Source organism: Streptomyces achromogenes (assembly GCF_030816715.1).
GTDB lineage: Bacteria > Actinomycetota > Actinomycetes > Streptomycetales > Streptomycetaceae > Streptomyces > Streptomyces achromogenes_A.
In genome coordinates this window covers 6,991,482-7,016,183 of the sequence record NZ_JAUSYH010000001.1, presented here as the reverse complement: position 1 = coordinate 7,016,183, position 24,702 = coordinate 6,991,482, and the positions used below count along the sequence as shown (strand labels likewise).

Annotated in this window: 21 protein-coding genes; 9 read left to right on the top strand and 12 right to left on the bottom strand. The window is 71.2% G+C overall.

All coding sequences use genetic code 11. The features are described from left to right. Window positions 1-593: 593 nt before the first annotated feature. Both QF032_RS31235 and QF032_RS40700 read left to right on the top strand, forming a co-directional pair. Window positions 594-2,282: a sensor histidine kinase gene (locus QF032_RS31235; protein ID WP_373430502.1), complete on the top strand. Its 1,689-nt coding sequence runs from the start codon at window positions 594-596 to the stop codon at window positions 2,280-2,282. Between the two features lie 83 nt (window positions 2,283-2,365). Beyond that, window positions 2,366-2,545: an anion permease gene (locus QF032_RS40700; RefSeq protein ID WP_373430501.1), complete on the top strand. Its 180-nt coding sequence runs from the start codon at window positions 2,366-2,368 to the stop codon at window positions 2,543-2,545. A 175-nt stretch (window positions 2,546-2,720) separates the two neighbouring features. Here the strand turns inward: QF032_RS40700 and narI are convergent, their stop codons facing one another. The 6 genes from narI to QF032_RS31205 form a co-directional block, all read right to left on the bottom strand. Next, window positions 2,721-3,491 carry a respiratory nitrate reductase subunit gamma gene (gene narI, locus QF032_RS31230; RefSeq protein WP_307058478.1) on the bottom strand — a complete coding sequence of 257 codons (771 nt, stop codon included), beginning with the start codon at window positions 3,489-3,491 and terminating at the stop codon, window positions 2,721-2,723. Further along, the gene (gene narJ, locus QF032_RS31225) at window positions 3,488-4,159 is read right to left on the bottom strand and encodes a nitrate reductase molybdenum cofactor assembly chaperone (protein WP_307058476.1); all 672 of its coding nucleotides are present in this window, start codon (window positions 4,157-4,159) and stop codon (window positions 3,488-3,490) included. Before narJ ends, narI begins: the two co-directional genes overlap by 4 nt. Then, a complete protein-coding gene (gene narH / locus QF032_RS31220; protein WP_307058474.1) occupies window positions 4,156-5,862 on the bottom strand; it encodes a nitrate reductase subunit beta in 1,707 nt (568 codons plus the stop codon). Before narH ends, narJ begins: the two co-directional genes overlap by 4 nt. Continuing rightward, window positions 5,862-9,551, bottom strand: a complete 3,690-nt coding sequence (locus QF032_RS31215) for a nitrate reductase subunit alpha (RefSeq protein ID WP_307058472.1) — start codon at window positions 9,549-9,551, stop codon at window positions 5,862-5,864. Before QF032_RS31215 ends, narH begins: the two co-directional genes overlap by 1 nt. A gap of 305 nt (window positions 9,552-9,856) precedes the next feature. Next, window positions 9,857-10,333 carry a hemerythrin domain-containing protein gene (locus tag QF032_RS31210; RefSeq protein WP_307058470.1) on the bottom strand — a complete coding sequence of 159 codons (477 nt, stop codon included), beginning with the start codon at window positions 10,331-10,333 and terminating at the stop codon, window positions 9,857-9,859. Window positions 10,334-10,378: 45 nt separating this feature from the next. Continuing rightward, entirely contained in the window at window positions 10,379-11,590 is a 1,212-nt protein-coding gene (locus QF032_RS31205) for an MFS transporter (RefSeq protein WP_307060438.1), read from the bottom strand. Between the two features lie 401 nt (window positions 11,591-11,991). Between QF032_RS31205 and QF032_RS31200 the strand changes: the two genes are divergently transcribed. Continuing rightward, window positions 11,992-12,414, top strand: a complete 423-nt coding sequence (locus QF032_RS31200; protein WP_307058468.1) for a pyridoxamine 5'-phosphate oxidase family protein — start codon at window positions 11,992-11,994, stop codon at window positions 12,412-12,414. A gap of 114 nt (window positions 12,415-12,528) precedes the next feature. Here the strand turns inward: QF032_RS31200 and QF032_RS31195 are convergent, their stop codons facing one another. Next, window positions 12,529-13,545: an Acg family FMN-binding oxidoreductase gene (locus QF032_RS31195; RefSeq protein WP_307058466.1), complete on the bottom strand. Its 1,017-nt coding sequence runs from the start codon at window positions 13,543-13,545 to the stop codon at window positions 12,529-12,531. Between the two features lie 319 nt (window positions 13,546-13,864). Between QF032_RS31195 and QF032_RS31190 the strand changes: the two genes are divergently transcribed. The 6 genes from QF032_RS31190 (at window position 13,865) to QF032_RS31165 (ending at window position 17,853) form a co-directional block, all read left to right on the top strand. Next, window positions 13,865-14,206 carry an ArsR/SmtB family transcription factor gene (locus QF032_RS31190; RefSeq protein ID WP_307058463.1) on the top strand — a complete coding sequence of 114 codons (342 nt, stop codon included), beginning with the start codon at window positions 13,865-13,867 and terminating at the stop codon, window positions 14,204-14,206. Then, complete coding sequence (locus QF032_RS31185; protein ID WP_307058461.1) at window positions 14,203-15,936, top strand: SulP family inorganic anion transporter; 1,734 nt, start codon at window positions 14,203-14,205, stop codon at window positions 15,934-15,936. Before QF032_RS31190 ends, QF032_RS31185 begins: the two co-directional genes overlap by 4 nt. Before the next feature lie 134 nt (window positions 15,937-16,070). Further along, window positions 16,071-16,289: a hypothetical protein gene (locus tag QF032_RS31180; protein WP_307058459.1), complete on the top strand. Its 219-nt coding sequence runs from the start codon at window positions 16,071-16,073 to the stop codon at window positions 16,287-16,289. Further along, complete coding sequence (locus QF032_RS31175; RefSeq protein WP_307058457.1) at window positions 16,286-16,711, top strand: ATP-binding protein; 426 nt, start codon at window positions 16,286-16,288, stop codon at window positions 16,709-16,711. The genes QF032_RS31180 and QF032_RS31175 overlap by 4 nt, the downstream gene beginning before the upstream one ends. 35 nt (window positions 16,712-16,746) lie before the next feature. Next, on the top strand, window positions 16,747-17,175 hold the full coding sequence (locus QF032_RS31170) for an STAS domain-containing protein (protein WP_307058456.1): 429 nt from the start codon (window positions 16,747-16,749) through the stop codon (window positions 17,173-17,175). A 327-nt stretch (window positions 17,176-17,502) separates the two neighbouring features. Then, a complete protein-coding gene (locus QF032_RS31165) occupies window positions 17,503-17,853 on the top strand; it encodes an ArsR/SmtB family transcription factor (RefSeq protein WP_307058454.1) in 351 nt (116 codons plus the stop codon). 562 nt (window positions 17,854-18,415) lie between these two features. On the opposite strand, the gene QF032_RS31160 is transcribed toward QF032_RS31165, so the two are convergent. The 5 genes from QF032_RS31160 to QF032_RS31140 all read right to left on the bottom strand — a co-directional run bounded on the left by QF032_RS31160 (window position 18,416) and on the right by QF032_RS31140 (window position 24,697). After that, window positions 18,416-19,435 (bottom strand): Acg family FMN-binding oxidoreductase, encoded by a 1,020-nt coding sequence (locus QF032_RS31160; protein ID WP_307058452.1) that lies wholly within the window; start codon window positions 19,433-19,435, stop codon window positions 18,416-18,418. 34 nt (window positions 19,436-19,469) lie between these two features. Beyond that, complete coding sequence (locus tag QF032_RS31155) at window positions 19,470-19,916, bottom strand: hypothetical protein (protein WP_307058450.1); 447 nt, start codon at window positions 19,914-19,916, stop codon at window positions 19,470-19,472. Continuing rightward, entirely contained in the window at window positions 19,916-22,537 is a 2,622-nt protein-coding gene (locus QF032_RS31150) for a multicopper oxidase domain-containing protein (protein WP_307058448.1), read from the bottom strand. The genes QF032_RS31155 and QF032_RS31150 overlap by 1 nt, the downstream gene beginning before the upstream one ends. After that, complete coding sequence (locus QF032_RS31145; RefSeq protein WP_307058446.1) at window positions 22,524-23,792, bottom strand: TIGR04053 family radical SAM/SPASM domain-containing protein; 1,269 nt, start codon at window positions 23,790-23,792, stop codon at window positions 22,524-22,526. Before QF032_RS31145 ends, QF032_RS31150 begins: the two co-directional genes overlap by 14 nt. A 401-nt stretch (window positions 23,793-24,193) precedes the next feature. Continuing rightward, complete coding sequence (locus tag QF032_RS31140; protein ID WP_307058444.1) at window positions 24,194-24,697, bottom strand: hypothetical protein; 504 nt, start codon at window positions 24,695-24,697, stop codon at window positions 24,194-24,196. Between the last annotated feature and the right edge of the window lie 5 nt (window positions 24,698-24,702).

The window sequence follows — 24,702 nt, the reverse complement described above, 5'->3', positions numbered from 1 at the left end:
TCGGGCTGCACGGGATACGGCCCAACGCACGCGCGGCATTCCTCACCCGCTGCTGCAGGCGGGCCGTGCCTTTCCCACCCATGACCGCCGACGCCCTGCCCCCCGAAGCATTCGACGCCCGCCCGGCCATGCAGTTGATCACCGCGAGCCGTTCTCTCTTGACCTCGCATTTCACGCACCGACAGTGCGCTGGGAGCAGGCTGGCCAATGGCCGACTCCATGTGCCAGGCCGCGCACCGGCGGGGGCCGAGGATCTGGCCGTTCGCGTGGCCCAAGGGGTATCTGTCATGACAACCCCAGGGCTCCTCACGGCGCCGGGGAACTTTCCCCAGCGATCTGGCGGGAAGCCGGAAGTGGAACGGACGGTGGCCGGGTTGTGGGGGGGGGCGGGTTTGGCCATACACGGCGCTTGAGTCACGGCACCGGGCCGTAGGATCTCGGGTACCGGGGCCATCGCGATTAATACATGCGTTCGGGTGCCGATGGGGCTGTTCAGGCATGATGGCAGGGTGCCAGCGGCACCTTTTCTGGGAGGAGCGGCAGTGGCGGAGAGTCCGGCGCAAGATCGGAAGGGCGGCCCTGCGGCGCCCCAGTTGCGGCTGGACGAGCTGCTGGAGGGCCTGCAAGCACAGGTGGCACAGGTCCGCGCGACCCGGGACCGGGTGCACACGCTGCTGGACGCGGTCCTCGCCATCGGCTCCGATCTCGATCTCGACGTGGTGCTGCGGCGGATCACCGAGTCCGCGGTCACCCTGGTGGACGCCCAGTACGGAGCCCTGGGCATTGTCGGCGAGGAGGGGAAGATCCGGCAGTTCATCACGGTCGGCATGGACGAGGACACCATCCACGCGATCGGCCACTATCCCGAGGGCCAGGGCATCCTCGGGCTGCTGATCCGCGAACCGGAGCCGCTGCGCCTGACTGACCTGGGCCGCCACCCCGATTCGGTGGGCTTCCCCGCCGGGCATCCACCGATGACCACCTTCCTCGGAGCCCCGGTGCGCGTGCGCGACCAGGTCTTCGGCAACCTGTACCTGACCGACAAGCAGGGCGGGGCGGAGTTCGACGAGGACGACGAGGCGGTGCTGCGCACGCTCGCTGCCGCGGCCGGCGTGGCGATCGACAACGCCCGCCTGTACGAGGACTCCCGCCGCCGGGAGCAGTGGCTGGCAGCGAGCAGCGACCTGACCCGCAGCCTGCTGTCGGGCACCGACCCGGACCAGGTGCTGTACAAGGTCGCCTCGACCGTCAGGACTCTGTCCGGAGCGGACCTGGTGACGCTGGCGGTGCCGTTCGACGGCGGCGACGAGCTGGTGATCGAGGCCGCCGACGGCGAAGGCGCCGAGCAGGTCCATGGGCTGGTCCTGCCTGCTACCACGCTGGCCGCGAAGGTCCACCTCTCCAACGAGCGGATCACCAGCAGTGCGCTGTCCGACGAACCGCAGGCCGGGGGCGGCTCCGCTGCGCAGATCGGCCTGGGGCCCGGATTCCTGCTCCCTCTGGGCGGTGCCGGGCATGTTCGCGGGGTCCTGCAGGTCGCCAACCTGCCCGGCGGCGCGGAGTTCTCGGACACCACCATGGCCATGATCAGCAGTTTCGCCGACCAGGCCGCGCTGGCCCTGGAGATCGCCGAGCACCGGCGCGAGGCCGACCACCTGCTGGTCCTGACCGACCGCGACCGCATCGCCCGCGACCTGCACGACCTGGCCATCCAGCGGCTGTTCGCCTCCGGACTGACCCTGAACTCGGTGCTCGGCCGCGTGTCCGACCGGCCCGAGGTGGCCGAGCGGGTCCAACGGGTCGTCGACGACCTCGACGACACCATCAAGACCGTGCGCGGCACGATCTACGCTCTGCGCGAGCGCGACCGCTCCGACGGGCGCGGCGGGCTGCGCGCGAGACTGCTCACCGAGACCGACCAGGCCGCCGCCGTACTCGGCTTCACCCCCGCCCTGCGCATGACCGGCCTGCTGGACACCGTCGTACCAGCCGACCATGCCGAGCACCTGCTGGCTGTGCTGCGCGAGGCTCTCTCGAATGCCGCCCGGCACGCACACGCTACCGCGGTAGAAGTCACCGCCGAGACGGACAGCATCCGGCTCCAACTGCGCGTCGCCGACAACGGCACCGGCATCGACCCGGCCGTCAGCCGCCGCAGCGGCCTGGACAACCTCCGTCAGCGTGCCACCGACCTCGGGGGCAGCTTCACTCTCAAGCCGAACGATCCCACCGGCACCATCGTGGAATGGACGGCGCCCCTGTCCGTGCAGGTCGAAGCCTGAGTCCCGTAGATCGCCGACCTTCCTCGCGGCCGCCACCGCCACCGGCGCGCCGCCCATGATGGCCGCCCTGGTCCTCCGGCTTCATCAGCTCCCTGTACGGCGGGCTGACCCACTACGCCTCCGGCCCGGCCCCCGTCCTCTTCGGCGCCGGCTACGTCACCCTCGCCGAATGGTGGCGCACCGGGCTGATCGCCGCCGGTGCCAACCTCGTCATCTGGATGGGCGTGGGCGCCCTGGGGCTGAAGGTCCTCGGCCACTGGTAAGACCCTCCCGGGGCGTGCCGACGGCCCGGCTGAGCAGCTGGTCCGTCGGCACGCCCCGGGGTATTCCGGTCCAGCGGTTCTGCCGACAAGCCGGAGACCGGTGGCGGCCCCACTCAGGCCACTACCCCGCGGTGCTGTCGCGGGCGCCCAGGCCGCGGGGCGGTGGACCGGGTGCTCATGACCCCACGCGCTCCCAGCCACGGCGTGGAGGACGGGCGCCGAGCCGGCTGTCGCGACTGCGGTAGACGATGTAGGGGCGGGTCAGGTAGCCCAGCGGTGCGGTGAGCATGTGGACGAGCCGGGTGAACGGCCATGCCGCGAAGAGCAGCAGGGCGCTGATCGCGTGCAGTTGGAACAGCACCGGGGCACTTGTCATCAGGTCCGGGTCGGGCTGGAAGTAGAAGATCGACCGGAACCACGGGGAGATGGTCTCCCGGTAGTCGTACCCTCCGCCGACGACGTTCGCGGCCACCGTGGCGGACAGGCCGAGCACGATGGTCAGGGTCAGGGAGACGTACATGGCCTTGTCGTTGCGGGTGGTGGCGGAGAAGACCGGGCCGACGGTGCGGCGCCGGTAGATCAGGATGGCCAGCCCGCCGAGCGTGGCGACGCCCGCGATCGTGCCGAGGACGACCGCGCCGATGTGGTAGGTGTGCTCGCTGATCCCGGCCGCCTCCGTCCAGCTCTTGGGGATGACCAGGCCGCCGATGTGGCCGAGGAGCACGACGAGGATGCCGAAGTGGAACAGCGGGCTGCCGATGCGCAGCAGCCGCTTCTCGTACAGCTGGGAGGAGCGGGTGGTCCAGCCGAACTTGTCGTAGCGGTAGCGCCAGATGTGGCCGAGGACGAAGACGGCGAGCGAGACATAGGGCAGGACGACCCAGAGCAGGATGCCGCCGGTGCCTGCCTCCGCCGCCAGGGTGAGGGGCTGCGCCGGTGCGGTCATCGGGGTCCTCCTACGACGGGGTCGGGCAGGAACACGGGGGATGCGTACGGGTCGAGGCCGACCTGTTCCTCGGGCGGGCCCTGGGCGGCCAGGCGCATGACGGCTTCGCGGTCGTCGCCGGCGAGGGCGGGCAGGGTGGCGGAGACGGAGTCCAGGACGTGGGCCCAGGGCGAGCCGTCGTCGTTCAGGGCCAGGCGCAGGAGTTCCAGGCCGGCGCGGTGTTCGGTGAGCAGGCTGTGTCCGGTGGCCGGGTCGGTGGCGGCGAATTCGAGGACGACGGCGAGGTGGTCGGGCAGTTCGTCATCGCCCAGTTGCCAGCCGGCCGCGGCGTAGGTCTGCTTCAGCCGCAGCAGGCCGATGCCGCGCTTCCTGGTGTCGCCGTGAGCGTAGTACGTCAGGTACGGGCAGCAGCGTTTGCGGTGGTCGAAGGTGGCCACATAGGCGGTGGCCAGGTCGGCGGGGGTGGTCCGCTCGGCGTGTTCGGTGAACCGGAGCAAGGGCCGGGCGACCGGTTCCGGCAGGGTGGCGGCGACCCGGCCGGCCAGGGCCAGGTGGCGCTCGAACTGTTCGTCGGGGTAGGCGAGCAGCAGGGACTGGGCCTGCCAGGCGGCGGGGTGCCAGTGGTCGGTGGGGGTTGTGCGCGTGGTCTTCCTTTTCGGGGCTTTCATGGCTTCGGCTCGACCTCCCCGCCGTTGTTCTCGCCGGCGCCGCTGCCGCCGCCCGATGGGTGGTCCGGGAACAGGCCCGGTGGGGAGCCTTTGCCGTCCCAGTTGAGGAGGTTGACGCGGGTGGCCTTGTCGGTGGGGGTGGCCGGGGTGTCGGAGGTCTGCCGGTCCCGCAGGGCGTGGAAGTTCTCCACGGCGATCGGGGCGGCGCCGCCGGAGGTTTCGCCGAAGGGGCCGGAGCCGCCCATGCCGGGGCCGCCCTCGTAGTCGAGGCTGCACTCGGTGGCGAGTTCTTCGAGTTTGTGGGCCTGTTCGGCGTGGGCGGGCGGGATGACGTACCGCTCGTCGTACTTTGCCAGGGCCAGCAGCCGGTACATGTCGTACATCTGCTCCTCACCCATCCCGACCGCCTCAGGGATGGAGGCGTCCGGCTCGCGGCCGAGGTTGATGTCGCGCATGTACGCGCGCATGGCGGCCAGTCGCCGCAGCACCGCGTCCACCGGCTGTGGATCGCCGGCGGTGAACAACTGGGCGAGGTAGTCGACGGGGATGCGCAGGGCGTCGACGGCGGCGAAGAGGTTGCGGTGGTTCTCGGCATCCTCGCCGGTGTCGCGGACGGCGTCGACCACCGGGGACAGCGGCGGGATGTACCAGACCATCGGCATGGTGCGGTATTCCGGGTGCAACGGCAGCGCCACCTGGTAGGTGTTGATCAGGGCGTGGATCGGGGAGCGCTGGGCGGCTTCGATCCAGTCCCGGGGGATGCCGGCCTTCTCCGCCTCCCGCACGACCGTGGGATCGTTCGGGTCGAGGAAGACGCCGCGCTGGGCCTCGTAGAGGTCGGTGTCGACGGGGGTGGAGGCGGCTTCGAGGACCTTGTCGGCGTCGTAGAGGACGAGGCCGATGTAGCGCAGCCGGCCGACACAGGTCTCGGAGCAGACGGTGGGCAGGCCGACCTCGACGCGCGGGAAGCAGAAGGTGCACTTCTCGGCCTTGCCGGTGCGGTGGTTGAAGTACACCTTCTTGTACGGGCAGCCGGTCACGCACATACGCCAGCCGCGGCAGCGGTCCTGGTCGACCAGGACGATGCCGTCCTCCTCCCGCTTGTAGATGGCGCCGGAGGGGCAGGAGGCCGCGCAGGACGGATTGAGGCAGTGCTCGCAGATCCTCGGCAGGTAGAACATGAAGGTCTGCTCGAACTCGAACCTGATCTTCTCCGACACCTGGTTCAGCAGCACGTCCTTGTCGCCGTGGTCGGGCGAGCCGCCGAGATCGTCGTCCCAGTTCGCCGACCAGGAGATCTTCATGTCCTTGCCGGTGATCAGGGACTTGGGGCGGGCGACCGGGGTGTGCTCCTGCAGCGGGGCGTTGGTCAGGGTCTCGTAGTCGTACGTCCAGGGCTCGTAGTAGTCGTCAAGAGCAGGGAGTTTGGGGTTGGAGAAGATCTGGATCAGCTTCTTGAACCGGCCGCCGGCCTTGAGGGCAAGCCTTCCGCGCTTGTTGACCTCCCAGCCGCCCTTCCAGGTGTCCTGATCCTCGTAGCGGCGCGGATAGCCCTGGCCGGGCCGGGTCTCGACGTTGTTGAACCACACGTACTCGACGCCGGTGCGGTTGGTCCACGCCTGCTTGCAGGTGACCGAGCAGGTGTGGCAGCCGATGCACTTGTCGAGGTTCATCACCATCGCCATCTGGGCCATCACGCGCATCAGTACGTCACCTCCTGGTTGCTGCGGCGGCGGATGACGGTGACCTCGTCGCGCTGGTTGCCGGTCGGGCCGAGGTAGTTGAAGGCGTACGTCAACTGGGCGTAGCCGCCGATCAGATGGGTCGGCTTGACCAGCAGCCGGGTCAGCGAGTTGTGGATGCCGCCGCGACGGCCCGTCGTCTCGGTGCGCGGCACGTCGATGAGCCGGTCCTGCGCGTGGTGCATGTAGACCGTGCCTTCCGGCATGCGGTGCGACACGACCGCGCGGGCGGCGACCACACCGTTGCGGTTGACGGCCTCGACCCAGTCGTTGTCGTGCACGCCGATCTTCGCCGCGTCCTCCTTGCTCATCCAGATCGTCGGGCCGCCCCGGGACAGGGAGAGCATGAACAGGTTGTCCTGGTACTCGGAGTGGATCGACCACTTGTTGTGCGGGGTCAGGTAGCGGACTGTCACGCCGAGTTCGCCCGTCTCGCCGATGCGGGGCTCGTCGAACAGGGCGTGCATGTTCAACGGGGGCCTGTACACGGGCAGTTGCTCACCGAGGGCGGTCATCCAGTCGTGGTCGAGGTAGAAGTGTTGTCGGCCGGTGAGGGTGTGCCAGGGCTTGAGGCGTTCGACGTTGACGGTGAACGGTGAGTAGCGGCGCCCGCCGGTCTCCGAGCCGGACCACTCCGGTGAGGTGATGACCGGGACGGGGGCGGCCTGGGTGTCGGCGAAGGTGATCTGCTTGCCCTCGTGCTCGGCGGCCAGATCGGCGAGCCGGGTCCCGGTACGCGCCTCCACGGTGTGGAAGCCCTGGGTAGCGAGGTGCCCGTTGGTGGTGCCGGACAGGGCGAGGATCGCCTCGCAGGCGTGCGTGTCGCGGGCGATCGAGGGCCGTCCGTCGGCTGCGCCGCCGCGCACGGTGCCGTTCTTGTGCCGCAGGTACTCCAGCTCCCGCTCGAGCTTGAAGGTGACGCCCTTGGTGGTGGCGCCGAGGGTGTCGAGCAGCGGGCCGAGCGCGCCCATCTTCTCGGCCACCGCGCCGTAATCACGCTCCACCGTGATCAGCTTGGGCATGGTGCGGCCGGGCACGGGCTCGCACTCCCCGGCCTTCCAGTCCCGCACGATCCCGTGCGGGTTGGCCAGTTCGTCCGGGGTGTCGTGCAGCAGCGGGGCGGCGACCACGTCCTTGCGTACGCCGAGGTGGTCGGCGGCCTGGCGGCTGAACTCCTTCGCGAGGGTGTGGAAGGCGTCCCAGTCGGTGCGGGTCTGCCACGGGGGTGCGATCGCGGGGTTGAAGGCGTGCACGAAGGGGTGCATGTCCGTGCTGGACAGGTCGTGCTTCTCGTACCAGGTGGCGGCCGGCAACACCACGTCGGAGAAGACCGTGGTGCTGGTCATGCGGAAGTCCAGCGTCAGCAGCAGGTCGAGCTTGCCCTCGGGTGCCTCCTCCCGCCACACCACATCCCGTGGGCGGGCGTCCGGCGGTGCCTCGGTGGCCCGGACCGCGTGGTCGGTGCCCAGCAGGTGCTTGAGGAAGTACTCGTTGCCTTTGGCCGAGGAGCCCAGCAGGTTCGCCCGCCAGATGGTCAGCACCCGTGGGAAGTTCTCCGGGGCGTCCGGGTCTTCGCCCGCGAAGCCCAGCCGGCCCGCCTTGAGCTCCTCCACTACGTGCTCGCCGACGGCGCGTCCTGCCGCCTCTGCCTCGTCGGCCAGATCGAGGGGGTTGCGATCGAAGGTCGGATACGACGGCATCCAGCCCATCCGTGCCGACTGTGCGATCACATCCGCAGTGGTTCTGCCGGCGAACGGGCCGCCCGTGCCCGGGCCGGCCGCTGCGAGGGTGTCCGCGGAGAACGGGTCGTAGCGGAACTGGTCGCCGTGCAGGTACCAGTACGCGGTCTGGATCATCTGCCGGGCCGGACGGTTCCAGTCGGCGGCGGTCGCGATCGTCGAGTAGCCGGTGATCGGGCGGACCTTCTCCTGGCCGACGTAGTGTGCCCAGCCGCCGCCGTTGACGCCCTGGCAGCCGGTGAGTGTGGTCAGGGTCAGGAACGCGCGGTAGATGGTGTCGGAGTGGAACCAGTGGTTTGTCCCCGCGCCCATGATGATCATCGAGCGGCCGCCGGACTCCTCGGCGTTGGCCGCGAACTCCCGGGCGATACGTGCCGCCCGGTCCGCGTCCACTCCGGTGATGGCGGACTGCCAGGCAGGGGTGTACGGCTCCTCCGCGTCCTCGTACGAGGACGGCCACCGGCCGGGCAAACCCTCGCGGGTTACCCCGTACTGGGCCAGCAGCAGGTCATACACCGTGGTCACCAGGCGCCCGGCCACCCGTCGCACCGGCACCCCCCGCCGCAGCCGGGCCGCGTCCCCGTCGGGGGCGTCGAAGCGGGGCAGGGCTACGGCGACCGGCGGCTCGCCGCCGCCCTCGGCGGACAGCAGCGGGTCGGTGTCGCCGAGGTCGAGGTTCCACTTCCCGGCCCCGGCTTCGCCGTAGCGGTCCCCCAGCGTGCCGTTCGGCACCACCGGACTCCCGGTGGTCGCATCCAGCAACACAGTACGGAACTCCGCGTGCTCGGCCTCTGCGGCCTCGCCCCCGAGGTCGGCGGAGGTCAGGAACTTGCCCGGCACGTAGGCGCCCGGCTCGCCCTCGGCCTCATCGAGAGCGACCAGGAACGGCAGATCCGTGTACTGCTTGACGTAACCGGTGAAGTACGGCGTGGACCGGTCGACGAAGAACTCCTTGAGGATCACGTGCCCCATGGCCATCGCCAGGGCACCGTCGGTGCCCGGCTGGGCGGGCAGCCACTCGTCGGCGAACTTGACGTTGTCCGCGTAGTCCGGCGCCACCGCGACGACCTTCTGCCCGCGATAGCGGGCCTCGGCCATCCAGTGCGCGTCCGGCGTGCGCGTCACCGGCAGATTGGAACCCCACATGATCAGGTAGCCGGCGTCCCACCAGTCCCCCGACTCCGGTACGTCGGTCTGGTCGCCGAACACCTGCGGCGAGGCCACCGGGAGGTCCGCGTACCAGTCGTAGAAGGACAGCATCGCCCCGCCGAGCAGCGAGTAGAAGCGGGCGCCTGCCGCGTGCGAGACCATCGACATCGCGGGAATCGGTGAGAAGCCCGCCAGCCGGTCCGGGCCGTACTCCTTGATGGTGTGCACATGTGCGGCAGCGACCATCTCGGTCGCCTCCTCCCAGCTCGCCCGCACCAGGCCGCCCCTGCCGCGCGCCTTCTTGTAGCGGCGCGCGCGTTCGGGGTCGGAGACGATGTCGGCCCAGGCCGTCACCGGGTCGCCAAGGCGGGCCTTCGCCTCGCGGTACATCTGCAGCAGCACGCCGCGCACGTACGGGTAGCGCACACGCGTCGGCGAGTAGGTGTACCAGGAGAACGCCGCACCGCGCGGGCAGCCGCGCGGCTCGTACTCGGGGCGGTCCGGGCCGACCGAGGGGTAGTCGGTCTGCTGCGCCTCCCAGGTGATGATGCCGTCCTTGACGTACACCTTCCACGAGCAGGAACCGGTGCAGTTCACGCCGTGCGTGGAACGCACCACCTTGTCGTGCGACCAGCGGTCACGGTAGAACTCGTCCGCCTGTCGGCCGCCCTTCTTGTGCAGGGTGCGCAGGTCCTCGGAGACCTCCGCCCGGGTGAAGAACCGGCGGGAGCGCACCAGGGCCTCCGCCAGATCACCGTCCATGCCTGCTCGTCCCGAGCTGGTCTCCGCGCTCACCGTGCCACTCCGCTCCGGGCACCGCAGGCCCGTTCGAATCGTGATCGGTTCCGGCCGCACACGACTCTACGACCGCTGCCCACCCGAGGGTCAACAGCCACACCACGGACAACATGCGGCTCGGTAAAGATCGTCTGCTTGTAGGGGTGGTTGCCCGGCCTCCTCGATGCCATTGATGCCATGCCGGCGGCTACACCCGCACCCCCGCTCGGGAAGGGCGGGGGTGCGGGCTCTGGTCGGTGTGCTCCCACACGGGCGGGATGGCGCAGCGGTCAGGCTGCCGGCCGGGCCAGCGCGCCCCCCGCCTTCGCGCGTTCGGCCTCGACTGCTTCCCACTCCTCGGTGCTCAGGTTGGCGAGTGCGGCTGGGAAGACGCCGTCCTGCTCCTTGAGGATGTGGTCGCGCAGCAGGGCCATCGCCTCCATCAGCCGGTCCGGCCAGGCCGGATCCGAGGGCGTCGCGCCGTCGGCGGCCTCCTCGAGCACCGACTCGATGCGGCGGTGCTCGGCCTCCAGGGCGGCGATCTGCTCGGGGAAGTCCCCGGCCAGGGCGGGGAACAGGCCGTGCTCCTCGACCTGGGTGTGCGGGCCGAGCACGGCCACGATCTTCCGGGCGACCTCCGCCATCGGGGCCACCCCGCCCTCCTGGTGGGCGGGGCGGAGGTGGCTGATCAGGCGGACCACCTCGTCGTGCTCACGGGTCAACTCGTCGATCGACGCCAGCGACTGGCATCCGCAGTACTCGCACACCGGTCTTCTCCTGTCCTTGGTCCTCTTGATCGCGTCCGCTCGGCCTTACGCGGTGGTGCCGGCGGCGCGGTGCGCGCGTCGACCGCCGGTGCGCGGCTTCTGCTTGCCGCCCTCGGCTGCGGTGCGGACACCGGTGAGGGTGAAGGCCAGCGCGGCGGCGGCAACGATGGCGAGCAGGACGAGACCGATGGCGTAGGAGCCGTATTCGCCGTACAGCGAGCCCATCACCAGCGGCGGCAGGAAGCCGCCGAGCCCGCCCGCGGCGCCGACCACGCCGGTGACCGAGCCGACCTGGTTCGCCGGGGTCAGCAGGGCCACCAGGGCGAAGGTCGCCCCGCTGCCCGCGCCGAGCGCGCCGGCCATGGCCAGGAAGGCGATGGTCCCCACCGGGGCCAGCGCCGGGGTGAACGACTGCACGACCGCTCCGGCCACGACCACGGTCAGCGCGCCGGCCAGTACCCGGACCGGGCCCACGCGGTCCGACAGCCAGCCGCCGATCGGACGCATCGCGACCGCCAGCAGCACGAATCCCGCCATGCGGTTCGCGGCGTCCGCCTGGGTCAGCCCGTAGCCGGTCTTGAGGTAGGTGGGCAGGTAGACGGAGAAGGCGACGTAGCCGCCGAACGCGACCGCGTACAGCGCGGACGCCTGCCAAGTGATGCCCAGGCGTGCGGTGGCGGCCAGGCGGCGGGCCAGCGGCTCGGTCGGCACCGTGCGTCCCGGCGCGTCGCGCAGCAGCATCGCAGCGGCCACCGCGTACACGGCCAGGACTACGGCGGTGATCAGGAAGGGGGTCTTCATGCTGTTGGCGTCGACCAGCTTGACGGTGGTCAGGGCGCTGATGGCGGTGCCGCCCATGCCGGCGCCGAAGACGCCGATGGCAAGGCCGCGCCGCTCGGGCGGGAACCAGGCGTTGACGAAGGGAACGCCGACGGCGAAGGCGGTGCCGCCGATGCCGAGGAAGAAGCCGCCGATCAGCAGTGCGGCGAGGGAGGAGTGCCCGGCCAGGCCGAGGTAGAGGACCGGCACGATGGTGATTGCCGACACGATCGGGAACATGATCCGGCCGCCGAACCTGTCGGTCAGCGCGCCCACCGGGATCCGGCCCAGTGAGCCGACCACGACGGGCACTGCCACCAGCAGCGACTGCTGGAACGACGACAGGTCGAGGCCGTCCTTGAACCGTGGGCCCAAGGGGCTCAGGAGCGCCCACGCCCAGAAGTTCACAGCGAAACCGACCGTGGCCAGAGCCAGCATCAGCCACGCCCGGCCGGACACCGGAGTACCCGACGGCGAGCTCCCGCTCTTCGACTTCAACGACTGGACCATGTTGTCCGTCCCTTTCCTCTGCCTGGTGGTACGGCGCCACCGGGATCGCACGGGCACGGCAGGTCCCTTGCCTGCCGGGCGGCGTCCCGCTAACCACTGTCCGCATCCGGGCTCACCGACGGGATGGGCCATGAGTCCCTGTCGACGGGCAGACAGGCCCTGGGTGGCGGTCCGGCCGTCCCTCCCTTCCCACCACCCCGCGCACCGGGTTGCCGGCGCGGCCTCCCGCGAAACAGCGGCCCCGGCCGGCGCTCCCGTAGGGATGGATCCTTCAAAAGGAGGGCCGGTCGGCCCTACCGCCTCCCTGCACCTGCGGGGACCCTGGGCTGATGTCCCAGAACGACGCCTTTCGCGCACTCGACCGACAGGAGTGCCTGCGCCTGCTGACCAAGGTGCCTGTCGGCCGTGTGGTGTACACCCGGCAGGCACTCCCCGCGGTCCTGCCGATCAACTTCTCCCTGGACACGGACGCCTCCGTCCTGCTGTGCACCTCGCCGGACTCGGACCTCGCACGTGCCATCGACGGCGTCGTGGTCGCCTTCGAGGCGGACGAGTTCGACGCGGCCGCCCGCTCCGGTTGGAGCGTGGTCGTCACCGGACGGGCCACCGTGGTGACCGACCCCGCCGAGCACGAACGCCTGTCGCAGGCTGGCCCCAGCTCCTGGATGCCTCTGCAGGACGCGGCCTTCGTGCGGATCGAGTCCGAGATGGTCACTGGACGCGAGCTCAGGGGAGCGCGCGGCACGCAGTGAGCCGTGTCCCGCAGCGACCGCCGGGTTCTGACGCCTGTCGCGCGGGCACGGCGCGAGCCGACGGCGCGGAGGCAGTCCGTCGGCTCGGACCTCGTATCGTCCTCGCGTCAGCCTTCACATGAGGGCCCCCGGCTCCGGCCCCGCGGCGGAACCAGGCACAGGGATCGCAGACGCGCGGGGGGTCCAGCCCCCGTCCGGGCCATATCCCAAACGGATCAGCAGCTGCGGGCAGCAACGCTGCCTCGATCCGGCCATCGCCGCCCGCAGTTCCGGCCACTCCATCGCCTGGTGCAGCATCGAGGTGCGCACCCCGCGCCGGGTCGCCGTGAGAAGCACGCGCTGAAGGGCCTGGCCCGCCCTCAACCAGTCCTCCCGCCGGTCGCGCGCGGTCCACAGCAGGGCCACCTGGGCATGGCGTTCGAAGCGCAGGGCGGGCAGGTGTGGCGCCGACAGCTCACGGGTGAAGTCCCGCACCGGCATCCGCCCGGACGCATCCCGCGGGCCCAGAGCTGTCATGGGAATGCCGTAGGACGTATCCGCTCCCGGGGCGGTGACCCAGGTGCGTGTCTCGGCCGTGCGGTCCGGGTGGCCCGCGTTGCGGGTCTCGGCCGTCTGGGTCAGGCGCAACAGGTGCCGGGTCCCGATGATGTCGGGGACGTCCAGGTGCGCGCCCTCGGCGCGGGCGGCGGTGATCATCTCCGTCACGATCGGCTCCGGCACCGGCCGGCCGGTGAAGGGCATCCGGCTCGTGTGGCGCCGCTCGATGGCCTCATACAGACCGTCCTGGGACGGCTGCCCGTCGGCCACGGGCGCGATCGTCAGTCGCACCGTGGCCAGCGGATCGGAATCGTCCGTGGCGGGGAGGAGCCGCACGACGGGGGTCCAGCCCAGATGCGCCGCGGCCAAGCGGAGGTTGAAAACGGCCGCGCCCACCGACAGGCACTGGGCCCGCCGCTCCGGGTCGGCCCTCGGCAGCACCCGTCCCTGGTCGGCACGGACCTCGATCGACCGGCTGTCAGGGTCCAGGCGGAACCGCCAGGGCTGGGTGTTGTGGATCGACGGTGCCGCCACCGCCGCGGCCAGCAGAGCCTGAACGGCTTCGGCGTCGACTTCCCGGCTATGGGTATGCATCTCGGCTCCTTCGAACGCTCCCTCGTATCCGTCAACCCTCCCCCGTCACCGGCGCTCAGAGGAGGGTTGACCGGCCCCTGGCAGCGGGCCATGGGGCCTCGAAGGACGAGCGGGACGAGCAGAGCGGATCCGCCGCGAACAGAACCATGGCCCCAGGGGCCCATGGCAGACCTCGGATGCGGCGACCACGGATGCTCACCTATGTAATTGCAAAATCTTGCAATTCGTTAGATGCTGCATTGACTGTTCTCGCAGATGACGCGGGCGCAGCTTCGCTTGCCTCCGGTGGAGGCTCTGCCGGGGAAAGAGGGGGCCTGCCGTGTCCGTTCCGCTGTACCAGGCCAAGGCCGAGTTCTTCCGCATGCTGGGACATCCCGTACGGATACGGGTGCTGGAGCTGCTGCAGGACGGGCCGATGCCGGTACGTGATCTGCTGGCCGCGATCGAGGTGGAGCCCTCCGCTCTGTCGCAGCAGCTGGCGGTGCTGCGACGCTTCGGCATCGTCACCTCCGAACGCGAGGGATCGACTGTGGTCTACGAACTGGCCGGCGGGGACGTCGCCGACCTGATGGGGGCCGCTCGCCGGATCCTGACCGAGATGCTGGCCGGGCGGAACGAGCTGCTAGCCGAGCTGCGGAAAGCCGAGGTCGTCGCGCGATGAGGATCTCGTTCGGCCGGGTCGGGGCCCGGCTCACCGCATTGCTGCCCGGCCGTACGGATGTCGCGGAGATGCGCCGCGATCCGCGCCGTGATCTGCTGGCCGGTCTCACGGTGGCGATCGTCGCGCTGCCGCTCGCGCTCGGTTTCGGCGTCTCCTCCGGACTCGGCGCCGAGGCCGGCCTGGCGACCGCGGTCGTCGCCGGTGCGCTCGCCGCGGTGTTCGGCGGGTCCAGTCTTCAGGTGTCCGGCCCGACCGGCGCGATGACGGTCGTGCTGGTGCCGATCGTCGCGGAGCACGGGCAGGGCGGTGTGCTCACAGTGGGGCTGATGGCGGGAGTGATGCTCGTCGCGCTCGCCCTGCTGCGGGCCGGGAAGTACATGCAGTACGTGCCGGCTCCCGTCGTCGAGGGCTTCACACTGGGCATCGCCTGCGTGATCGGCCTGCAGCAGGTCCCGAACGCGCTCGGGGTGCCCAAACCCGAGGGCGACCGTGTCCTCGTGGTGACCTGGCGGGCCCTGGCGGAATTCACGAGAAACCCGAACTGGACCGCCGTCGCCTTCGCCCTGGCGGTAGCCGCCGTCATGGTCGTCGGTGCCCGCCTGCGGCCCACGGTCCCCTTCTCCATCCTCGCGGTGATCACGGCCACTCTGGTGGCCCAGGTGGCCGGCCTGGACGCGGCGAAGCCGATCGGCGACCTGCCGTCCGGCCTGCCCGTGCCTTCCCTGGCGTTCCTGGACCCGGGTGCGCTCGGCTCGCTGCTCGCTCCGGCGCTCGTGGTGGCGGCGCTGGCCGCGCTGGAGTCGCTGCTGTCGGCCTCCGTCGCCGACGGCATGACGGTGGGCCAGAAGCACGATCCGGACCGTGAACTGTTCGGCCAGGGGCTGGCGAACATCGCCGCGCCGCTGTTCGGCGGCGTACCCGCGACCGGCGCGATCGCCCGCACCGCGGTCAACGTCCGCACCGGCGCCGGGTCCCGGCTGGCCGCGCTCACCCACGCCGCGGTCCTCGCTGTGATCGTCTTCGCTGCCGCGCCCCTCGTCTCCAAAATCCCGCTCGCCGCGCTCGCGGGTGTGCTGCTGGCCACGGCGATCCGCATGGTCGAGGTCGGCTCGCTGCGGGCGATGGCCAAGGCCACCCGCTCGGACGCGCTGATCCTTGTCCTGACCGCCGTCGCGACCCTCGCCCTCGATCTGGTGTACGCGGTGATCATCGGCCTTGTCGTCGCGGGGGCCCTGGCCCTGGGGGCGGTGGCGGGGCAGGCCCGCCTGGACCAGGTGCCCCTCGACCGCGGCGACCACAGCGCCGAGGAACACGCGCTTCTTGCCGAGCACATCGTGGCGTACCGCATCGACGGCCCGCTGTTCTTCGCCGCCGCCCACCGCTTCCTCCTCGAGCTGGCGGAGGTCGCCGACGTACGTGTGATCATCCTGCGCATGTCCCGGGTCACCACCGTCGACGCCACCGGCGCCCTCGTCCTCAAGGACGTGGTCGAGAAGCTCAACCGTCGCGGCATCGTCGTCATGACCTCCGGAATACGCCCCGAGCAGCGGCGGGTCCTCGATTCCGTCGGCGCGTCGGAGCTGCTGGGTCTGCGGGGGCGCGAGTACCCCACCACACCGGCGGCGATCCAGGGCGCACGCGCCCATCTGGAGTGCGCCGGTGTCCTGCCGTCGCTCCCCGCCCGGACGCACCGGCCCCGCACCCAGGAAACAGAGGAAACCGTCGGATGAGCACTCCGCCCGCATCACCGCCCATGGTCGAGGTCTCCCGGTGTCGAGGCCCGGTGGCTGCCGGAGGACAACGCATGGGGGCGACTGGTGTACCCGCAGCGGGAGTCGGCCGTCGCCCCGCCCGGCATGCGCACGTGGAAGGACGGCCGCATGGCGGTGCGCCCGCCCACCCCGGCCCCACTGTTGCCGCCGCGACGTCCCACGTGGACGAGGTCCGCACGGCGACCGTCACCGACCGGACGGTCGCCGTCGCCGGACCGGTCGACGTGATCACCGATCCCGCACACGCCACCCTGCGCCTCCGCCCCAAGACAGTGAGCGGATTCCGTATCGCCCGTGTGCAGGCACGATGAGCACCCGGCTCGAAACCCTTCCCCACCGCCACGTGCTGACGCTGGCGGCAATCCCGTCAGCGGTTCGGACGGCCCGGCAGACCGCCGAGCAGGCCCTGGTCCAATGGGGCATAAACCCGCGCCATCCCACCGTGGATCCAGCCCTGCTGATCCTCAGCGAGCTGGTCACCAACAGCGTCCGGCACGCCGCGGCCCTCTCCCCACAGGTGACGGTCATCTACGCGGCGGGCGCGGACTGTCTGGCCTTCGCCGTGCACGACCGGCACCCCTACCAGCCGACGCTGTACGCGACGGTCACCGACACCGGGACCGGCGGCCTGGCCACCGTCATGGAGCTCACGCTCGGCCTGGGCGGCACCGCGGTGGTCCGGGGCGACGCCGACGGCAAGGGCAAAAGCATCTGGATCACCCTTCCACTCTGACCGAACAGAACGGCCACACAAGGAAGTTGACGACCATGACCATCGAGTGGCGCTATACCGTCGAGCGGGAACGCTGCATCCTGTCCGTCTCCGGATACCTGGGCCCGGACGCCGCTCGCCGCTTCGCCGGTGCCATCGGCTGGGTGGTGGGACGCGGCAGCGGTCCGGTCATCGTCGACCTGACCGAGCTGCGCGGCTGGTCGACCGAGGGGCAGCTCGCCATCACCGAGGCCGCGCGGCGTCTCACCGAAGCGGGCCGCCACCTGGAACTGGTCGCGATCCCCGCCGACGGGTCCCTCGTTCCCTGTGGGGACTGTCCGACTGTCCCCGTGCACGCGGACCTGGCCGGCGCGCTCGCGGCACACCGCACACTGCACGGCGAGCCGCCGGAGGGCCGCCATGAGTGGCGGACGACTGGGTGGCCGACCGGAGACGACGCGAGCGAATGGACCCGGCGCAGATGACGGGCCGGCGAGAGGGAGCAGGGACTGTCGGGCGTTCCGCGCGACGGGCCACGCTGCGACGGCGACGACAGCCGCGCTCCGGAATGGCACGCGGAGAGTGCGGCGGCCTTCTCCCGTTCCTCTCGATCGCTGCGACACGTAGGGAGTTGGAAATCTCGGCAATTGTCGAGTTCGTCACCGCTGAATTTCTCGGTGCTCGTGCGCGGATTCGGCGTGGCCTCTGCCGGAGACGAGGATGGGCCACATGTGTGTGACGAGTGGGTGGATGCGATGCGCCGAGGACCGGCCGGTACGGCCGTGCCGCTTCGCCGGGGAGGAGCCGGCACGATGAGTACGCCGCTGTATCAACTGAAGGCCGAGTTCTTCAAGACGCTGGGGCATCCCGTGCGGATCCGGGTCCTTGAGCTGTTGAGCGAGCGTGAGCACGCGGTGGCGGAGATGCTGCCGGAGGTGGGGGTCGAGCCGGCCCACCTGTCGCAGCAGCTCGCGGTGCTGCGCCGGGCGAACCTGGTGGTGACCCGGAGGGAAGGTTCGACCGTGTACTACTCGCTGACCAGCCCGCAGGTCGCCGAGCTGCTGAGGGTCGCGCGCACCATCCTGTCCGGCGTACTCGCCGGACAGGCCGAGCTGCTCGCCGACCTGCAGGCCGTCCGGACTCAGGCTGAAAAGCAGTCGTAACGACCGCCCGCAAGTGGCGTCCTCCTCCCGCGAGTTGACAGCGCTCTGTGGTGCGGGAGGCGGTCGCTTCACTTGGCGAATGACGTAACTCCGGTCGCGTGGGTGCCTGTGGGGCGCCCGCCGGCGAGTCCTGACCGTGTCCGGGACGGTTCCTGTGCCTGTCACGCAAGAGCCGGACACCGGCGAGGTGGCCGAACCCGCCCCACGGCACATCACCCGGAGGGTGACGTGCCGCCGAAGGGATGGGAGTCCGGTGGTCCAGGTGCAGGTGCGCTGCGTCGACGCGGGGTCCTGCGGCGGCTGCGACATCGAGATCGTGTCCGTCTTCAACTGGTGTACGACGCAGAGCGGTACGGCGTGCGGCTGGTGGCCTCGCCCCGGCGAGCGAACGCGGCCTGGTGACCGGGCCGGTGCCCCGGAATCTTCCTGTCTGTGCCGACGACGTCGACCGGCCCCGCGAGCGCGGGGCATCCCCGACGAAGGCTGACGGGCCCTCCTTGCGGCGGACAGGAGTGGTCTGTCCGCCACGTCCCCTGGGTTGAGGTCCGCGAGACCGCAGCGTTCAGCTCGTCTGCGTATCGGCTGCGGGTGGTGCCGCGGGGCGGGCCGCGGAGTGTGCGGGCGCGCGCGGCGTGCGGGCGCCGTCGGGGCCGTAGCCGAAGCGGATCAGTAGCTGCGGATGGCACCGCTTGTGCTGCGGGAGCGCTGTCGCAGCCCGCAGGTCGGGCCATTCCATGACCTGGTGCAGGAGCGAGGTGCGCAGCCCTCGTGCGGTCGCCGTCAGCAGGACGTACTGCAGGGCCTGGCCCGCCCGCAGCCAGTCCTCACGCCGGTCGTGACCCGTCCACAGCAAGGCCAGTTGAACGTGGCGTTCGAACCACAGGGCGGGCAGGCGGAGAGTGGGGAGCGCGGCCGTGAAGTCCCGCATCGGCATCCGACCTGCCGCGTCGGGCGGGCCGAGGGCGGCGACGGGCATGCCGTAGGGGGCATTTGCTCCTGGGGCGTTGATCCAGGAGAGGGTTTCGGCGGTGCGGTCCGGGTGGGCGTGATTGCGTGCCTCGGCCGCCGCAGTCAGACGCAGCAGCCGCCGAGTTCCGGCGATGTCCGGCACGTGCAGCCGCGCTCCCGCGGCATGCGCGGCTGCCGTCATCTCCGCCACGATCGGCTCGGGCACGGGTCGGCCGGTGAACGGCTTCCGGCTGGTGTGCCGCCGCGCGATCGCCTCGTAGAGCCCGGGGTCCGCCCATTGGTCGTCTGCGCCGAGTGGTTCAGCCAGTCGTACGGTGGCCAGCAGCCCTGGTCGGCGTGGATCCGGCAGCAGTCTCACCTCTGGTCGCCGGCCCTGGTGGACGGCGGCGAGCCGGAGATTGAGGACCGCCGCGCCCACGGACAGGTACTGGGCGCGGTGCATCGGGTCGGCCAGCGGCAAGGTGCGCTCCGGCGTCGAGTGCACCTCCAGTACCTGGTGGTCGGGGTCCAGGCGGAAGCGCCAGGGCTGGGTGTTGTGGATCGACGGGGCCGCCACGGCCGCCGCCAGGAGCGACTCCACGGTGGCGGCGTCCAGCCGGGATCGGGTGCGCATGATGCCTCCTCTATCTCTTCGTCGTGGCCGCGGGTCAGGTGGCGGGCAGGGCGGTGGCCAGGAGTACGACGCCGAGCGAGCCGACGAGGGAGACCACCGCCAGGATGCGGGCCAGGTCGGCGCGGCCCTTGGCGTGGGCGATTCCGTGTCCGGCCGCGGCGAGCATCACCACGGCGAACAGGGCGAGTTTGGTCGCCAGGGTGCGGCCGTAGCCGGGTTCGGCGAGGGAGGCCCAGGTGACGCCCCGGTGCCAGGCCATGGCCCAGCCGGTGGCCAGTTGTGCGGGAAGGAACAGCGCCCCGGTCAGCATGCCGAAGCGGCGGCCGGCGGCCGCGGTGAAGCGGTCCTTGGCCTCCGGGGCGAGCAGATGGCGGGCCAGCGGCAAAATCACCAGGGTCAGGGCCAGTTGGCCGCCGACCCAGAGAGCGGCGCCGGCCACGTGCGCGAACCGCACCAGGGACCACCAGCCGACGGTGTCCATCAGCCGCTCACCTCCACCATGCCGTGCGCGCCGGCCTCGGCATGGCGCATGTCGTGGTCGACGAACGCGTAGTGGCCGGCCGCCGGGAACGTCGTCTCGACGAACCCGCCCTGGCCTGTAGCCAGGTCCAGCACCTGCGATCCCCCCGCCTGATGGGGCTTGAGCAGGTAGCCGCCCTCCTTGTACACGGTGTCGAAGACGGTTCCGACGATGTGGAAGGCGATGCCGTCGCTGGGGCCGGCTGCGACGACCCAGAAGCGGGCCCGCTCGCCGTCCCTCACCGTCAGGGGCCGCTGGGTGTACTGGTTGGCGACGCCGTTGAACACCCAGGCGTCCGGGGTGTTCTGGCGCATCTTCGTCACCTGGGCGGTGCTGCCCGGTGTACCGAGGTAGAGCTCGGAGGAGACCAGCACGTACTCGTGATCGGCCTTGGCCAGGCCGGGCGGGTCGATGATCACTGCGCCGTACATGCCATTGCCCATGTGCTGGAGCATGGGTGCGGTGCTGCAGTGGTACAACCATGCCCCGGCCTTGTCGGCGCGGAAGCGGTAGACCAGCCGTTTGCCGGGCTGGATGGTGCGCATGGGCTGGTCGGGGGCGAGGGAGCCGGCGTGGAAGTCGATGCCGTGGCCCATGGCGGTGTCGTCGTTGACGAGGGTGACCTCGAAGACGTCGCCGACCTTGCCGTGCAGGGTGGGGCCGGGTGCGGTGCCGCCGAAGGTCCACATCTGCTGCCTTACACCCGGGGCGACTTCGATCTGGGTGTGCCCGGCGTGCAGTTCGATCTTGTGGACGGTTCCGCCGGGCGCGGGGGCCAGGTCGGCGTCGCGTGGCTGCCATCCGGTGGAGAAGTCGGCGGAGAGGTCCAGGCCGCCGTCGGTGGTGGCGGTCATGGAGTGGCCCTCGTGCGCGCCGGCATCGTCGGTGGAGCCCGTGACGACGATGTCCATCGTCATCCCGGCCGCCCGGTGGCCCGGCAGAGTGCACCACGCCTCGCGGTTCTTGGTGACGGGTCCGAGGTCGAGTGTGCGGGTGTGGCCCTTGGCGAGCATCGGGGTGGTGGGGCCGTCCTCGACCTTGAGGTCGTGGCGCTGGGCGTCGGTGTTGGTGACCTTCAGCTTCAGGGCGGTGCCCGCGGTGACCTCGATCCAGGCCGGGTGGATGCGCATGTCGAACAGGGTGACGGAGACCGTGCGGGTGGTGCCGGTGCCTGCGCCTGCGCCTGCCGTCCCGGCGGCGAGGGGAGGGCCGTCGGTGTTCCCGCCGCTGTTCGCCACGAGCACGGCCAGCACGATCAGTACGGCTCCTGCGGCGGTGCCCCACAGGACGGGGCGCCGCGCTGCACCCGCCTTCTCCGTATCTTGGAGGACACCCCGTGCGCTGCGGACCAGCACGCGAACCGCCAGGGCGAGGAACACGGCCCCGGCCGCTCCAGCCAGCAGGATGCCCGCCGTACCGGATGGGCTGGGAAGCGGAAGCGCGAGCAGCGCCACGCCGAGATTGAGCGTGGCGAGGCGCGGCATCCAGCCCCGCTCGAGCACCGCCCGCAGTGCGGCCCGTTCCTTGGGGCCACTGGCGAGCACGATGGGCAGCAGGTAGGTGAGGGCCCCGATGAGGACCTGTGCGACGAGCCCGACGAGCAGCACCGGGACCAGGGACCCGATGTCGTCCCGTACCGCGGCGAGCGGCCGCGCGGCCAGGAGTGCCAGGTCCACGACCACGCCGACGAGCAGCCATCCCGCAGCGGCTGCCAGCATCCACGCGGCTGCCGCCGAGATCGCGGGCCGCCTGCGCACCGTACGGGCGAACAGCTGCACCGCGACGGCGACGCCGACCGCGTAGAGGGCAACGCCGAATACGGCGGGGACGCGAAGGCCGGCCGCCAGTCCGGCAACGGCGGTCAGCAGGCCGCCCCCGGTCAGTGCCAGCACCCGGCGTGCAAGCCGGGTGGTGCGCTCGGCCATGCGCACGCCCAGCACGGTGGGCCACAGCATGAACAGCGTGCCCAGCACGGGCAGCCCGATCCAGCCGAGGAGCGTGACGTGCACGTGGGCCAGCTTCAGGCCGGTGTACTGCTGCGGGCCGACGTTGCCGGTGGCCAGCAGCCAGCCCAGGACCGCGCCGACGATCAGTGCCGCCGCGGCGGCCCGGTAGTAGTCCGCGATCGGGGCGAGCCGTCCGCCCAGCGCGCCCCGGCCCATGCGAACCAGCACCACCAGGTGTGCGGTGGCCGCGGTGACCAGCAGCGCGCACCCGGCACCGGTCAGGACGGGCAGGTCGGCCCACACGCCGGTGAGGACGCCCAGGGTCCCGGTGTTGACACCGGCCAGCCGAGCGTTGTTCCACCGCCGGTCGGGCAGCGGGGCGTGGAGCATGGCGACGGCGAAGTGCTCGCTCCACACCACGATGGCGGTGGTGGCGGCGCCGAGCAGGAACAGGTGGATGGCCAGCCAGCGGGCAACCGGCAGTGTCTGCTGGGCGCTCGCCGCCAGCAGCGCGAGCACCACCCAGGCCGCCACCAGGACATGGGCGGCCAGATGGCGGCTGCGCAGGCCGGACGCCTTGAACCTGCTGGGCGGGCTGCCACCGCCCACGGCCGGGTCATCGTTATTGCTGTACACGGTGCTCCTTGCCACCCTCGGCGGCGGTCGGACCTCGACGAACCGGCGGTTCCGCGCCCCCGCCGCGGGACAGCAGCGCGGCCAGTTCCCGCTGGTGCGGGAAGGAACCGGGGACGTAACCGCACCATGGCTCCTCGGCGAACGGGTCGCCGGTGACGCCGTAGGCGCGGGAGCGCGAGCCGCCGCACACGCGGCGGAACTCGCACTGCCCGCAGCGGCCGCCCAGCATGTCGGCGGCCCGCAGGCCGGTGAACAGCGGTGAGGTCCGGTAGATCGATGTCAGCGGAGTCTTGCGCACGCTTCCCGCGCTCAGCGGCAGGAAGCCGCTGGGATGCACGGTGCCGGTGTGCGAGACGAAGACGAAGCCGCGGCCCGCGTTGACGTCCAGCGGCGGTCGCCGTACCCGGCGCGTGGCGGCATCCAGGCCCAGGGCGGCGGCCCGCTCGCGCAACTCCTGGTAGAGCCGCCCGAGTCCGAGCACCGCCACATGGTCGTCGCCGACGTCGGCGAGGACCTGGCGTTGCAGGGCGACGCGGCGGAAGTGGTGGGCCTCTGTGGTCTTGGCGGGGACGGTCAGGCCCACGTCGTAGACGAAGTTGAGGACGTCCTCGACCTCGTCGGCGGTCAGTGCGCCGAGGGTGCGGCCGCGGCCGGTGGGGACCAGGAAGAACGCGCTCCACAGCATCGCGCCGTGCTCGGCGACGAGGCGGACGATGTCGGGGAGGTCGTGCAGGTTGTGCCGGGCGACCGTGGTGTTGATCTGCACCTTCATCCCCCGGGCGCGGGCGGTGTCCCAGGCGTCCAGGGTCCAGCGAAACACCCCGGGCACGCCGCGGAAGTCGTCGTGGAGTTCGGCGGTGGAGCCGTCCAGGCTGAGCGAGAGGCCGGTCGCGCCGGCGGCGTGCACGGCCCGCAGCCGCTCCTCGGTGAGCGTCGGCGTACCGGAGGGGGACACGGCCACCCGGACCCCGATCTCCCCGCCGTAAGCGATGAGTTCGATCAGGTCGGGGCGCTGGAACGGGTCACCGCCCGTGATCACGAACAGCGGGGCGGGCTGCCCGAAAGCGGCCACCTGGTCCAACAGGTCCTTGGCGGCGGCGGTGTCCAGCTCCCGCGGGTCGCGGTCGGGCACGGCCTCGGCGCGGCAGTGACGGCAAGCCAGCGGGCAGGCGCGGGTGGACTCCCAGATGACGATGAAGGGCCGGTCGGCCGCGTCGTGCCGCTGGCGGCGGATGGCGTGGGCGGCGGCGCTCATCGCACGGCCCTTCCCAGCGCCTTGGGGCTGTGTCCGGCCGCCCTGGAGTCAGGGCAGACGAGGCGGGCGGCCGGACGGTGACCGGACCGGACCGTGCGCGGCACCCACCACGAGCGACAGCGGTGGAATCGGCCTCGAGGGCGGTCGACATGGTGGTCGTGCACGGGACACCTCCGGTTCGGTCGCCGTCAGCATCCACCGGCGGCGGTGGTCGGCGCGGCGGCCGATGGTCATCTCCAACAGGGCCGACAGTCCCTCTTCACCGCGGGTGCAACAGGGCCGGACAGGCCATCAGAAAGGGCGACGACGTGCCGGGGGATGCTCGGGAAGCGCCCCTGCGCATCCCGAGCATCCCCCGGCTGACGAGAGTCAAGGTCCCGTCCGTGCGCGCCGCGACGTGGTCAGGAATGGTTCGGGGAGCGGGGTGCCAAGGCGTCAGCCGTGGCGACCAGCGCGGCCCCCAGGCCGGTCAGTGCGGCGCCCAGGCCCGTGACCAGGGTGGTGAGGTGCCATGCCTGGTAGGCGGACATCAGTGACGCGCGCAGGGACTGGCCCATGAACGCGGTCTGGCGCAGTTCAGTGAGCTTCTCGTCGTCTCCTCCGGCGGCGTGCAGCTCCGCGGTGATGTCGGCGTAGGTTCGGCCGCCGGTGGCGTGGGCGAGATTGCCCTTGATGAACTGGGCGTAGGCATGTGCCTCGGGGCCGGTTTCCACTCGTCGGCCGGCGTAGGCGGCGAGTTCGGCGGGCAGCCCGCGGTCGGGGAAGGCGATCTTCTGAGCGGCCAGCTCGGTACGGATCTCCTTCCTGCCGCTGCGGCCGCGCAGCACCATGACCGGCCCGGCGACTGCCAGGGCTGTACCGACTGTCCCGAGCAGGGCGCCGGCCCGACGGTGTGATCCGTCCATGATGT

What these genes read in the sequence shown, in the direction of transcription:
- narI (WP_307058478.1), bottom strand. Translation starts at nt 3,491, where the DNA reads ATGACCGCACCGGCGCAGCCCCTCACCCTGGCGGCGGAGGCAGGCACC.
- narJ (WP_307058476.1), bottom strand. Translation starts at nt 4,159, where the DNA reads ATGAAAGCCCCGAAAAGGAAGACCACGCGCACAACCCCCACCGACCAC.
- narH (WP_307058474.1), bottom strand. Translation starts at nt 5,862, where the DNA reads ATGCGCGTGATGGCCCAGATGGCGATGGTGATGAACCTCGACAAGTGC.
- QF032_RS31215 (WP_307058472.1), bottom strand. Translation starts at nt 9,551, where the DNA reads ATGGACGGTGATCTGGCGGAGGCCCTGGTGCGCTCCCGCCGGTTCTTC.
- QF032_RS31205 (WP_307060438.1), bottom strand. Translation starts at nt 11,590, where the DNA reads ATGCTGGCTCTGGCCACGGTCGGTTTCGCTGTGAACTTCTGGGCGTGG.
- QF032_RS31200 (WP_307058468.1), top strand. Translation starts at nt 11,992, where the DNA reads ATGTCCCAGAACGACGCCTTTCGCGCACTCGACCGACAGGAGTGCCTG.
- QF032_RS31195 (WP_307058466.1), bottom strand. Translation starts at nt 13,545, where the DNA reads ATGCATACCCATAGCCGGGAAGTCGACGCCGAAGCCGTTCAGGCTCTG.
- QF032_RS31185 (WP_307058461.1), top strand. Translation starts at nt 14,203, where the DNA reads ATGAGGATCTCGTTCGGCCGGGTCGGGGCCCGGCTCACCGCATTGCTG.
- QF032_RS31175 (WP_307058457.1), top strand. Translation starts at nt 16,286, where the DNA reads ATGAGCACCCGGCTCGAAACCCTTCCCCACCGCCACGTGCTGACGCTG.
- QF032_RS31170 (WP_307058456.1), top strand. Translation starts at nt 16,747, where the DNA reads ATGACCATCGAGTGGCGCTATACCGTCGAGCGGGAACGCTGCATCCTG.
- QF032_RS31165 (WP_307058454.1), top strand. Translation starts at nt 17,503, where the DNA reads ATGAGTACGCCGCTGTATCAACTGAAGGCCGAGTTCTTCAAGACGCTG.
- QF032_RS31160 (WP_307058452.1), bottom strand. Translation starts at nt 19,435, where the DNA reads ATGCGCACCCGATCCCGGCTGGACGCCGCCACCGTGGAGTCGCTCCTG.
- QF032_RS31155 (WP_307058450.1), bottom strand. Translation starts at nt 19,916, where the DNA reads ATGGACACCGTCGGCTGGTGGTCCCTGGTGCGGTTCGCGCACGTGGCC.
- QF032_RS31145 (WP_307058446.1), bottom strand. Translation starts at nt 23,792, where the DNA reads ATGAGCGCCGCCGCCCACGCCATCCGCCGCCAGCGGCACGACGCGGCC.
- QF032_RS31140 (WP_307058444.1), bottom strand. Translation starts at nt 24,697, where the DNA reads ATGGACGGATCACACCGTCGGGCCGGCGCCCTGCTCGGGACAGTCGGT.